General features: G+C 69.1%; 11 protein-coding genes. 8 read left to right on the top strand and 3 right to left on the bottom strand.

The window, feature by feature from the left end:
* The first annotated feature begins 166 nt into the window (after positions 1-166).
* Positions 167-1351, top strand: coding sequence for an acetyl-CoA C-acyltransferase (locus tag ACFSGX_RS02815; protein ID WP_380927309.1), 1185 nt, complete (start codon positions 167-169; stop codon positions 1349-1351).
* A gap of 185 nt (positions 1352-1536) precedes the next feature.
* On the opposite strand, the gene ACFSGX_RS02810 is transcribed toward ACFSGX_RS02815, so the two are convergent.
* Positions 1537-2655, bottom strand: coding sequence for a glycosyltransferase (locus tag ACFSGX_RS02810; protein WP_380927307.1), 1119 nt, complete (start codon positions 2653-2655; stop codon positions 1537-1539).
* Between the two features lie 56 nt (positions 2656-2711).
* Between ACFSGX_RS02810 and ACFSGX_RS02805 the strand changes: the two genes are divergently transcribed.
* From ACFSGX_RS02805 to ACFSGX_RS02795, 3 genes are all read left to right on the top strand, one after another.
* On the top strand, positions 2712-3902 hold the full coding sequence (locus ACFSGX_RS02805) for a sugar-transfer associated ATP-grasp domain-containing protein (protein ID WP_380927305.1): 1191 nt from the start codon (positions 2712-2714) through the stop codon (positions 3900-3902).
* 66 nt (positions 3903-3968) lie between these two features.
* A complete protein-coding gene (locus ACFSGX_RS02800; protein ID WP_380927304.1) occupies positions 3969-5060 on the top strand; it encodes a D-alanine--D-alanine ligase family protein in 1092 nt (363 codons plus the stop codon).
* Positions 5060-5887, top strand: a complete 828-nt coding sequence (locus tag ACFSGX_RS02795) for an NTP transferase domain-containing protein (RefSeq protein ID WP_380927302.1) — start codon at positions 5060-5062, stop codon at positions 5885-5887. Before ACFSGX_RS02800 ends, ACFSGX_RS02795 begins: the two co-directional genes overlap by 1 nt.
* 248 nt (positions 5888-6135) lie before the next feature.
* Here ACFSGX_RS02795 and ACFSGX_RS02790 read toward each other — a convergent pair whose 3' ends face one another.
* Positions 6136-6894, bottom strand: a complete 759-nt coding sequence (locus ACFSGX_RS02790) for a molybdopterin-dependent oxidoreductase (RefSeq protein ID WP_380927300.1) — start codon at positions 6892-6894, stop codon at positions 6136-6138.
* Complete coding sequence (locus ACFSGX_RS02785; protein WP_380927299.1) at positions 6891-7721, bottom strand: cytochrome b/b6 domain-containing protein; 831 nt, start codon at positions 7719-7721, stop codon at positions 6891-6893. The genes ACFSGX_RS02790 and ACFSGX_RS02785 overlap by 4 nt, the downstream gene beginning before the upstream one ends.
* A 169-nt stretch (positions 7722-7890) precedes the next feature.
* Between ACFSGX_RS02785 and ACFSGX_RS02780 the strand changes: the two genes are divergently transcribed.
* The 4 genes from ACFSGX_RS02780 to ACFSGX_RS02765 all read left to right on the top strand — a co-directional run bounded on the left by ACFSGX_RS02780 (position 7891) and on the right by ACFSGX_RS02765 (position 11872).
* Positions 7891-9135, top strand: coding sequence for an acyl-CoA dehydrogenase family protein (locus ACFSGX_RS02780; protein ID WP_380927298.1), 1245 nt, complete (start codon positions 7891-7893; stop codon positions 9133-9135).
* A 117-nt stretch (positions 9136-9252) separates the two neighbouring features.
* Positions 9253-10269 carry a phosphotransferase family protein gene (locus ACFSGX_RS02775; RefSeq protein WP_380927297.1) on the top strand — a complete coding sequence of 339 codons (1017 nt, stop codon included), beginning with the start codon at positions 9253-9255 and terminating at the stop codon, positions 10267-10269.
* 32 nt (positions 10270-10301) lie between these two features.
* A complete protein-coding gene (locus tag ACFSGX_RS02770; protein ID WP_380927295.1) occupies positions 10302-11078 on the top strand; it encodes an SDR family NAD(P)-dependent oxidoreductase in 777 nt (258 codons plus the stop codon).
* Positions 11075-11872 carry an SDR family NAD(P)-dependent oxidoreductase gene (locus ACFSGX_RS02765; RefSeq protein ID WP_380927293.1) on the top strand — a complete coding sequence of 266 codons (798 nt, stop codon included), beginning with the start codon at positions 11075-11077 and terminating at the stop codon, positions 11870-11872. Before ACFSGX_RS02770 ends, ACFSGX_RS02765 begins: the two co-directional genes overlap by 4 nt.
* The last annotated feature ends 44 nt before the right edge of the window (positions 11873-11916 follow it).

Raw genomic sequence — 11916 nt, 5'->3', positions numbered from 1 at the left:
TCGCCCCTCTCCTTCAGGGGAGGGGTTGGGGTGGGGCTGACCTCGTCAAAGCCACAACGCTGCGGGTGATCGGCTGTCGCCCCCACCCCAACCCTGAAGGAGAGGGGCTGATAGCGTCACGACCAGCCCCTATATCCGCAAAAACACAATCAGAGGATCACCCGCCATGCCCGCCACCGACCCCGTCGTGATCGTCAGCTACGCCCGCACTCCGATGGGCGGCTTCCAGGGCGCGCTGTCGGCGGTGAAGGCGACCGTGCTCGGCGCCACCGCGGTCCGCGCCGCGGTCGAGCGCGCCGGCGTCGACCCCGCCCGCATCGACCAGATCATGATGGGCTGCGTTCTGCCCGCCGGCCTCGGCCAGGCCCCCGCACGCCAGGCCGCCCTCGGCGCCGGCTTGCCCGACTCGGTCGAAGCGGTCACTGTCAACAAGATGTGCGGCTCGGGCATGCAGGCCGCGATCCTGGCGCACGACACGCTCGCCGCGGGCTCCGCCGACATCGTCGTCGCGGGCGGGATGGAGAGCATGTCCAACGCCCCCTACCTGCTGCAGAAGATGCGCGGCGGCGCGCGGATCGGCCACCAGTCGGTCCAGGATTCGATGTATCTCGACGGGCTCGAGGACGCCTACGACCCCGGCAAGCTGATGGGGCATTTCGCCGAGGACAGCGCACAATCCTACCAGTTCACCCGCGCCGAACAGGACGCCTACGCGCTCCGCTCGCTCGACCGCGCCACCACCGCCATCGCCGACGGCGCGTTCGCGGGCGAGATCGTCGCGGTCGAGGTCACCGGCCGCCGCGGCACCGACACGATCACGGAGGACGAACAGCCCGGTAACGCCCGGCCGGACAAGATCCCGACGCTGAAACCCGCGTTCAGCAAGGACGGCACGATCACCGCCGCCAACGCCTCGTCAATCTCCGACGGTGCCGCCGCCCTCGTCATGACACGCGCCAGCGTCGCGGCCGAACTCGGACTGCCCGTCGCCGCCCGCGTTGTGGCTCACGCCGCCCACGCCCACGCGCCGGCTCTGTTCACCACCGCCCCCGTCGACGCGATCCGCAAGGTCCTCGCCAAGGCCGGCTGGTCGGTCGACGACGTTGACCTGTTCGAGGTGAACGAGGCGTTCGCGGTCGTCGCCATGATCGCCGCCCGCGACCTCGGCATCCCGGAGGACCGCCTCAACGTCAACGGCGGCGCCACCGCCCTCGGCCACCCGATCGGCGCGTCCGGCGCGCGCATCATCGCCACGCTCATCGCCGCCCTCACTGCCCGTGGCCTGAAGAAAGGCGTCGCGGCGCTGTGCATCGGCGGCGGAGAAGCGACCGCGTTCGCGGTGGAGGTGTAGTTTCAAACACCGCTTATCCCGAGCGAAGTCGAGGGACCCCTTCGAGCGCAGCCGAGAAGCCGACAGCGCGGTTTCCTGCACCGGTCATCATGCAGTGAAACCCAATAGGACCGCACACCAAACGGGGCAGCGGGCGGACCCTCGCTAGGTCAGTAGGCCACAGCGATACGGGCCTTAGACTCTACTCAGGATGAACGGGTGGGTGTCCGAACCGGCGCCCCCTCAACCACCCCAACCAACAACGCCCGATACGCCCGCATCATCGCACCCGCATCGTACGCTAAAATCCGATCCCCCGGCCGCACCGGATCGTCCCCCACCTGCCGCAACAACGCCGCGGCAAACCCCTCCGCGTCGTCCGGTGCGACGATCAGCCCGTAACGCCCGCCGTCCAGCACCTCCACGGCATCGCCCGCCGTCGTGCTGGCGACGATCGGCACGCCGGCATCGACCGCTTCCAGCAGCGCGATCGACGAACCCTCCCACCAGGATGCGATCGCGAACACCCGCGCCGCGCGCAGCCACGGATAGACATCGTCCGTCACCCCGGCGAACAGCACCCGGTCGCCGACCCCCAGCGCCGCCGCTTGCGCAGCCAAGCCGTCGCGATACGCAGCATCGCCACCGCCCAGCACCACCAGCCGCATCGGCCGCACCCGGTTCGCGGCGGCGATCGCCGCGATCAGCCCCTCATAATTCTTCTGCTTCGTCAGCCGCCCGACCGCCAGCACGGTCGGCACCGCATCGACCATCGCCGCAGGAACCGGAGACGCCGCCACCCCGGCCCGCGCGATCCCGTTACGGATCAGCACGACGCGCCCCGCCGCGATCCCGCGCGAGAAAGCAGCGTCGTCCGCCAGGTTCCGCCCCACCACCACCGACCGCGCCGACGCCGCGATCAGCGTCGCACTCTTGGCCATCCGCCAGCGGTTCCGGATCGGCTGCCCCGCCCGCTCCATTGGGTTGCTGAACACGAACACCCGCGGAATGCCCAGGCCCCGCGTCGCCGCCCACAAGCTCACATGCCCATGGTTCCCACCCGACAGCACCACGTCCGGCGCGATCGCGCGGATCGCCCGGCGCAGCGCCGGCACCCCGCGCAACTGCCCGCGCGACTCCGCTTGGCGCTCGGTCGCTGCCACGAACCGCGCCGGCGCCACATCCGCCGCGCCGAACCACCCGGCCGACGATCCCGCGACCAGCACCGCATCGTCGCCCGCCTCCGCCAGCGCCCTCGCCAGCGCGATCATCGCGCGCACCACGCCGCTGGCGCGCATGTCATGGACGTAGATCGCGATCCGCATGGGAACCCGGTACCGCGCCGATATGACAATCACGCGCGCTGCCATCACCGCGTAACATGCGCGGACAAAGCGTGGGCGCGATGCTGTCCACAACCGAACTCTGGTACCGCGCGAAGAAGGCGTTCCCGCTGTTCCCCGGCATGCGCACGCCCGTCTCCGGCCACTTCCTCGCCGCGCACTACGCCCACCGCGCCCGCACCCGCGGACCGCTCCGCGCAGCGCTCGACCTGCTGACCGGCGCAGCGTTCCACGCCTGGATCCCGCTCCGCGCCCGCGCCGTCCGCAAGCGCTACGGCCTCGACGCCCGCTGGACCGCCAAAGCCACCGCCATCGCCCACGCCACCTTCGCCGACCCCAACGACATCGCGCTGTTCCGCATCGACCTCGCCGACCAGCTCGACGGCTACATCCGCCGGTTCGAGGACGCCGACCTCAACCGCCACATCAACCCGCTCGCCTGGGCCCCCGGCTGCGTCCTGGCCGACAAGATCGCCTTCTACGCCCGCTGCGCCGCGCACGACCTGCGCCACCCCGCGGTCGTCGCCGCCATCGTCGACGGCAAGGTTACGGTCCAAGCCTCCCCCGCCGGTCACCCGTTGCTGCTGAAACCCGCCCGCGGCGAGGGCGGCGCCGGCGTGGCCTTCGTCGACGGCGCACCCGACGACACCACCGAACTTGCCGCCTGGCTCCACACCCACTTCGGCAAGCGCCGCCACGCCTGGCTGCTCCAGCACCGCATCATCCCCCACGCCGCGCTGAACCAGCTCGCGCTCAACGCCCTCCCCACCGCCCGCATGACGACGATCCTGGACGAACGGGGCGTCCCCGAACTCGCCAGCGCGGTCCTGCGCGTGCCGTCCGATCCTGCGGCGATGGTCGACAATATGAAGGCCGGCGGCCTGCTCAGCCCCATCGACATCGACGACGGCACGCTGGGCCTGGCGTGCAAGGGCTATGGCGGCGGCGACTATCCGCTCCACCCGGTCACCGGCGTCGCGATCCCCGGCCTGGGCCTGCCCGACTGGGCCGCCGCCCGCGCGCTGGTGGCCGACGCGCACGCCCGCGCCTTTGCCGACTATGCGCTGATCGGCTGGGACGTCGGGTTCGCCGCGGACGGCCCGATCCTGATCGAGGGCAACGGCAAGCCCGGCGTGCTCATGCCGCAACGCGCCTCCCGCCGCGGGCTGGGCGAAGGGCGCTACGGCATCCTGCTCGCCCACCACCTGGCCCGCGCCGCCCACCGCTGAACGGCTTACGCAGGACTGTCACCCGCCTGCCAGAAAAGCGTCGCACGGGGCCGTTACCCCCGCCGGATGACCCAGCGCCTGATCGATGCCCGCCCGTCCACCATCCCCAACCGGGCGAAGAAGGCCCTCCGCATCCTCTACATCGCCAAGCATGCGCTGTCGGAAGGCCATGCGGACGGCCAGGACGGCACCCACGCCACCTACCATGCCGAAATCCGGCAGGTACTGTGCGGCCTCGGCCTGAACCTCGTCGTCGCGGACCGCTACGAGGTGCTGTTCGACAAGCCGGACGTCGATTTCGTCTTCCCGCTGCTCAACCGCGGCGGCTTCCTCAATTCCGAAATGATGCTCCCACTGCTCTGCAACCGGCTGCGCATCCCCTATCTCGGCGGCTCGCCCATCATCCGCGGCCTGTCCGACGACAAGCATCTGACCAAGACCGTCGCGCGCGCCCGCGGCCTCGCCATGGCCGACTGGGCGATCTACCGCCGGCTCGCGCCCGTTGATGCGCAACGCTGCCCACGCGCCGACCGCTGGGTGATCAAGCCCAACGCATCCTCCGCCAGCTGGGGCATCCGTTCCGCGCACGACTGGGCCGGCGTGCGCGATGCCGTCGCCACGCTGCACGCCGAGGGTCACGACGCCATCGTCGAACCGTTCATCACCGGCCATGATATCGAGGTGTCGGTCATCACCGTCGGCGGCAAGCCCGTCATCCTGCCCGTCATGATCGTCGAACAGCAGGATCCCGCCCAGCTCCGCAGCTACGCCGAAAAGCGCGATCTGGCCGGCAAGCCGCAGTCCTACGCGATCCAGCCCTATAACGACCACGCCCGGCTGGCCGAGATCCACGCGGCGACGCACGCGCTGATCCCCGAATTTCTGCCGTTCGACTATGGCCGCTTCGAATTCCGGATCGACGCCACGACCGGCGCGATCCAGTTCATGGAGGTCAACCTCAACTGCAACCTGTGGTCGCGCAAGACGATCGCGATGGCCGCATGGCTCGGCGGCTGGAGCCATGCCGAACTGATCGAGACGATCGTCGCCGAAAGCCTCGAACGCAACGGCCTGATCCCGCCGAAGTCGCTGAAGAAGACCGTCCCCGCCTGGCAGATCGCGGCAACCGGCGGCGTCCCCGCCTTCGCCGGCTCCTGATGCGCAGCACCACCGCGATCGTGATGGCCGGTCGGCGCGAGGGCAGCATCGACCCGCTCGCCGCCGCCGCCGGACTCGCCGACAAATGCCTCATCCCCGTCGCCGGCCGCCTGATGATCGAGCATGTCCTGGTGGCACTCGCCGACACCCCGTCGATCGCGCGGATCATCGTATCGATCAACGACCCAGCGCTGCTCGATGCGGTCCCCGCCGCCCGCGCGCTGATCGACGAAGGCCGCCTCGTCGCGGTCCGCGCGAAGCATAACCTCGTCGACAGCCTGTTCGCCGCATTGGACGGACAGGCGTTCCCGATCCTGGTCACCACCGCCGACAACGTCCTGCTCACCCCCGCCGCGGTCGAGCAGATCGGCACGGCGGGCGATGCGGCAGGCGCCAAGTCCGTCGCGGTCGCCTTCACCCGCCGCGACTCCGTGCTCGCCGCGCACCCCGACGGCCAGCGCCGCTTCTACCGCTTCCGCGACGACAGCTATTCCAACTGCAACGCCTACTGGATCGGCAGCCCCGTGGCGCTCGCGGTGGCCGAGGTGTTCCGCTCCGGCGGCCAGTTCGCCAAGCACCCGGTCCGCATCCTGCGCGCGCTCGGGCTCTACAACCTCATCGCCTTCCGCCTCGGGCTCGGCACCATCGACGGCGCCTTCGCCCGCTTCTCGCGCCGCTTCGGCTTCCCGATCCGCGCCGTCATCCTCGACGACGGCGCCGTCGCCATCGACGTCGACAACCCCCGCACGCTGGCGGTCGCAGAAACGATCTTCGCGAGCCGGTCAGTTAGCCAGCACGCGAAACCGCCCATGCTGAGTAGAGGCTGAGCGAAGCCGAAGACCCGTATCGAAGCACGCGCGCAGCAGGTTCACCCGCACCCCCAAAACCGTCCATCCCGAGCGAAGTCGAGGGACCCCGTCGAGCGCAGCCGAGACGGCCAACGGCGCCGCAAACCGCAACGTTGAAGGGGCTAAACCCCAACCCCAACCCCGTTTGGTTCGAGCCCGTCGAGAACTCCGCGCAACGTTCTCAACAGGCTCGAACCAAACGGATTGAGTAAGGAATTTAGAACCCCCTAAATCCCCGCATACCATTCATAATCATTACTATCCTCCCAGAACCCACCCTTGCCACCATACAATCCGACCAAAGAAGCCACCGCCTCGATCCGCATCAGATACTTGGCATGCTTGTACCCCAACTGCCGTTCCACCCGCAGCCGCAGCGGCGCACCATTCCCCACCGGCAACATCCGCCCGTTCAGCGCCCAGGCCAAAATCGTCTGCGGATGCAAAGCATCGATCATGTCGATCGACTCGTAATAAGGGCTCGCCCCGTACAGATCGGCACAGTGGAACACGAGGTAGCGCGCCGTATTGCGCACCCCCGCCGCATCCAGCACCAGCTTCAGCGGCGTCCCCGTCCAGCGCCCGATCGCGCTCCACCCCTCGACGCAGTCGTGCCGCGTCGTCTGGCTCCGCACCGGCATCGCGCCCAACTGCGCCAGCGACAGCGACAGGGGTCGCGCGACCATCCCGTCGACCCGCAACCGCCAGTTCGCGAACTTGTCCGCCATCAGCGCGGCATAGTCCGTCCCCCCCGGCACCCGCGTCCCGTTCGACCGGAACACCGGGCTGATGTCGCCCCCGTCGAACTCGCGCGCTAGAGCCGTTCGGTCCGACACCAGCCGCTGCGCCCCCATCGACACGCGCTCGCCCAGCCGCAAAGTCTCGCGAAACGCCGGCGACTGATCCAGCCGGTCGCACCCGGGCAGCAACAGCCCCGCCCCCGCCAGCCCCGCGCCCACGACCGCGCGCCGCGTCAATATGCTCATGCCACTTCCTCCGCCTTCGCGTCCGCGCGCTCGGGCGGCAGCCGGAACCACCCCGTCACCATCGATCGAATCTCGTTATACGGCCCGGCCAGCACGACCATCAGCAGGTGCACGACGATAAACGCCGCCAGCAGCGCCATCGCGATGAAGTGCAGCGACCGCGCCGACTGCCGCCCGCCGAACACATCCAGCAACCACGGCCACGCCGCGTCCATCGCCGGCGACATCGCGAGGCCCGTCAGCACCAGCCCCGGCAGCAACACGAAGATCACCCCGAAATAACTCAGCTTCTGCAGGATGTTGTACGTCAGCGCCGCCTGCCCCGCCGGAAAGCGCAGTCGCGCATGGTTGCGGATGTCTGCCATCACGTGCCGCGGGGCCAGCTCGTTCCGGGTCGGCGTCAACTGGCGCACATGCCCGCGTACGAAGCTCCACAACCAGAACAGCACCCCGGGCACGACCAGCAGCCAGGCGAAGAACAGATGCCACCGCCGCGCCGCCGACAGGCTGTACCCGCTCGGGATCGTCGCCCACCCCGGAAACGCGCGCCGCTGCACCGCGCCCGTGCTGTCCTGCCAATACCCCAGCACGCCCGTCGTCGGCACCTGCACCGCGCCGACCTTTAGATATCCGGCCTCCGCGGTCGACCCGATCTCCAGCCAAGCCTGGTCGGTATTGGCGCCATATTGCCCCCAATAGAGCCGCCCATGCGCGTTGAAGATCATCAGCCCGCTCATCAGCATGACGATCACGACCACCGCATTCCACCAGTGCCACACCCGCACCGGCCACGCATGCCGCTTCACCAAGGGTCGCTCGTCCGTCATGCCGTTCTCCTGCCCCGTAGTACGCGCGACGGAGGCAAACAGTTACAACTTCCGAAGCTGAGCGCACCTCCGCAACACCCCTAGACCGACGCCCCCAACCAACCCCCTAGACGCCACCCCCACCTTCCGCTTACGTTCACGTCAACGAGAGCCCGAGAGGATGCCGCGGATGGACTTCACCCTGAACGATCGGGAAACGCATTGGCGCGACCGCGTCGGCGCCTTCATCGAAACCGAAATCCGCCCGCGCGACCCCGACTATCACGCGCAACAGGCGGAGGGTGACCGCTGGAAGGTCCTGCCCGTGATCGAGGAGCTGAAGGAAAAGGCCCGCGCCCAGGGCCTCTGGAACCTCTTCATGCCGCCCTCGTCCGGCCGCGTGCCGGTGGACGACAGCGTCGCGTTCGACGGTCCCGGCCTCACCAACCTCGAATATGCGCTCTGCGCCGAGGAGATGGGCCATCTCGAATGGGCGTCGGAGGTCTTCAACTGCTCCGCCCCCGACACCGGCAACATGGAGGTGTTCCACCGCTACGGCACCGCGGCGCAGAAGACGCGCTGGATGGTCCCGCTGATGCGCGGCGAGATCCGCTCCGCCTTCCTCATGACCGAACCCGACGTTGCCTCGTCCGATGCCACCAACATCGAAACGCGCATAGACCGCGACGGCGACGACTATGTCCTGAACGGCCGCAAATGGTGGTCGTCGGGTGCGGGCGACCCACGCTGCAAGGTCGCGATCGTGATGGGCAAATCCGATTTCGGTGCCGCGAAGCACCAGCAGCAGTCGATGGTCCTGATGCCGCTCGACACCCCCGGGGTCGAGATCCTGCGCCACCTCCCCGTCTTCGGTTACGACGACGCGCCCCACGGCCACATGGAGATCCAGCTCAACGACGTCCGCGTGAACGCGGAGGACGCGATGCTGCTCGGCGAGGGCCGCGGGTTCGAGATCGCGCAGGGCCGCTTGGGGCCCGGCCGCATCCACCACTGCATGCGCACCATCGGCGTGGCGGAGGAGGCGCTCGAAAAGATGACGCGCCGTTTGCTGACCCGCACCGCGTTCGGCAAGACGCTCGCCGAACAGTCCGTCTGGGAACAGCGGATCGCCGAGGCGCGGATCGACATCGAACTCTGCCGGCTCCTCTGCCTCAAGGCCGCGGACATGATGGACAAGGTCGGCAACAAGGTCGCGCAGAACGAGATCGCGATGATCAAGGTCGCCGCCCCGCGCATGGCGCTCCGCATCATCGACGACGCGATCCAGGCCCACGGCGGCGCGGGCGTCACCAGCGGCTACGGCCTGGCAAAAGCCTATACCGGCATCCGCACCCTCCGCCTCGCCGACGGCCCCGACGAAGTCCACAACCGCGCCATCGCCCGCGCCGAATTCGGCAAATACCGTGTTCGCTGACCGCACGCCGTACCCCCGCGAAGGCGGGGGTACGGCTCCACGCTCCGAACTGGACCCCCGCCTACGCGGGGGTACGGGACAACATTGCGGTGCCGCCAAGACGTCAGGCGCCCAGCAATGACCGACGTCGACACCACCCGCCTCGCCTCCTGGCTCGCCACCCATGTCGAAAACTTCCGCGGCCCCTTCACCCTGGAAAAATTCCCCGGCGGCCAATCCAACCCGACCTACCGCATCGCCGCCGCCTCCGGCGACTATGTCCTGCGCCGCAAGCCCTTCGGCCCGCTCCTCCCCTCCGCCCACGCGGTAGACCGCGAACATCGCCTGATCGCCGCCCTCGCCCCCACCGGCTTCCCCGTCGCGCGCCCCTTCGCGCTCTGCACAGACGACAGGGTGATCGGCGCGACCTTCTACGTCATGAGCCACGTCGCCGGCCGCACCTATTGGGACGGCAGCCTGCCCGGCCTCGCGCCTGCCGAACGCCGCGCCACCTACGACGCGATGATCGACACGCTCGCCGCACTCCACGCGGTCGATCCGGACACGGTCGGACTCGGCGACTACGGCCGCCCCGGCAACTATTTCGAACGTCAGGTCGCACGCTGGACCAAGCAGTATCGCGCCTCCGAAACCGATCGGATCGACAGCGTCGAACGGCTGATCGACTGGCTCCCACGCACGCTCCCGCGGCAGGACCGCACCGCCATCGTCCACGGCGACTACCGGATCGACAACCTCATCTACGCGCCCGACGGGCCGCGCGTCGTCGCCGTGCTCGACTGGGAACTGTCCACGCTCGGCGATCCGCTCGCCGACGTCTCCTACCTGCTCATGAACTGGGTCACCGAACCGGAGGGCCGCTCGGGCTTGCTGGGCCTCGACCTCCCCGCGCTCGGCATCCCGACGCTGGAACAGGCCGTCGCACGCTACTGCGCCGCCACCGGCCGCGACGGCCTACCCGACCTCGACTGGTATTTCGCCTACAATCTCTTCCGCCTGACCGGCATCGTCCAGGGCATCAAGAAACGCGTCGCCGACGGCACCGCCTCCAGCGCGCAGGCCGCCGAAACCGCCGCCCGCGTCGTGCCGCTCGCCGACGCCGCCTGGTCCTTCGCGCAGAAAGCCGGCGCATGACCCAAGACCACAACCCTCACCCGGAGCACCGCATGTCCCTCTTCGACCTGACCGACAAGGTCGCCATCGTCACCGGCTCCTCGCGCGGCATCGGCAAGGCGATCGCCACCGCGCTTGCCGAACAGGGCGCAAAGGTCGTCATCTCCAGCCGCAACCAGGACATCTGCGAGACCGTCGCCGCCGAACTGAACGCTGCGCACGGCGACGGCACCGCCATCGCGATCGCCGCCTCGCTCTCGTCGAAGGACGCGCTCCGCAACCTCGTCACCGAAACCGAACGGCACTTCGGCCGGATCGACGTGCTGGTCTGCAACGCGGCGTCCAACCCCTATTATGGCCCGATGGCCGGAATCGAGGACGACCAGTTCCGCAAGATCTTCGAAAACAACGTGCTCGCCAACCACTGGCTGATCGCGATGGCCGCCCCCGGCATGGTCGCGCGCAAGGAAGGCTCGATCGTCATCGTCTCGTCGATCGGCGGGCTCACCTCCTCCACCGTCATCGGCGCATACAACGTGTCGAAGGCCGCCGACTTCCAGCTCGCGCGCAACCTGGCCGCCGAATATGGTCCGGCCGGCGTCCGCGTGAACTGCATCGCCCCCGGCCTGGTCCGCACCGATTTCGCCCGCGCGCTGTGGGAAAATCCGGACACGTTGAAGGCCGTCACCCGCTCCACCCCCATGCGCCGCATCGGCGAACCGTACGAGATCGCGGGCGCCGCGGTGTTCCTCGCCAGCCCCGCCTCCACCTTCATGACCGGCCAGACGATCGTCGTCGACGGCGGCTCCACCATCGGCGTCGGCCTGTGACGGGCCGCCGCCTGGAAGGCAAAGTCGCGATCGTCACCGGCGCGGCCAGCGGCATCGGTCGCGCAACCGCCCACCTGTTCGCGGCGGAGGGCGCCCGCGTCGTCGTCTCCGACGTCTCGGACGCGGTCCATGACACCGCCCGCGCCATCGGCGACGCCGCGCACGCCATCGTCGGCGACGCGGGCCGCGCGGACGACGTCGCCGCGCTCGTCCAAGCGGCGGAAGAGCGCTTCGGCGGGCTCGACATCATGTTCGCCAACGCCGGAGTCTCGGGCGGCCTCGCCGGCCTGTTCGATCAGAGCGCGGAGGATTTCGCCGAGATCCTGCGGATCAACCTGATCGGCCCGTTCCTCGCCATCCAGCATGCCGCCCCCGCCATCGCGAAACGCGGCGGCGGGTCGATCCTGTGCACCGCCTCGGTCGCGGGGCTCCGTTCGGGCGCCGGCGGCGTCGCCTATTCCGCGTCGAAGGCCGGCGTCATCAACCTGGTCCAGACCGCAGCCCAACAACTCGTCGGCAGCAAGGTCCGCGTCAACGCCATCTGCCCCGGCCTGATCCAGACCGGCATGACCGAAATGATCTACGACTGGGCCACTGCCGCCGGCAAGGCCGACCGCATCGGCCGCCTCAACCCCTTACGCCGCGGCGGCGAACCCGACGAACTCGCGCAAGCCGCGCTCTTCCTCGCGTCCGACGCCTCCTCCTACGTCAACGGCCACGCCCTCGTCGTCGACGGCGGCCTCGCCAGCAGCCACCCCTTCACCCAACAAAATTACGGCCAGGTCGCGATCTGATCGCCTGGCGCGGGAGCAACAGAAAAGCCCCCTCCCGTTCAGGG

Origin of the sequence: Sphingomonas arantia, from assembly GCF_042682045.1 — a bacterium.
In the GTDB taxonomy this organism is placed as follows: Bacteria; Pseudomonadota; Alphaproteobacteria; order Sphingomonadales; family Sphingomonadaceae; genus Sphingomonas_R; species Sphingomonas_R arantia.
The sequence above is the reverse complement of the archived record's forward strand: the minus strand, read 5'-3'. Positions and strand labels throughout refer to the sequence as shown.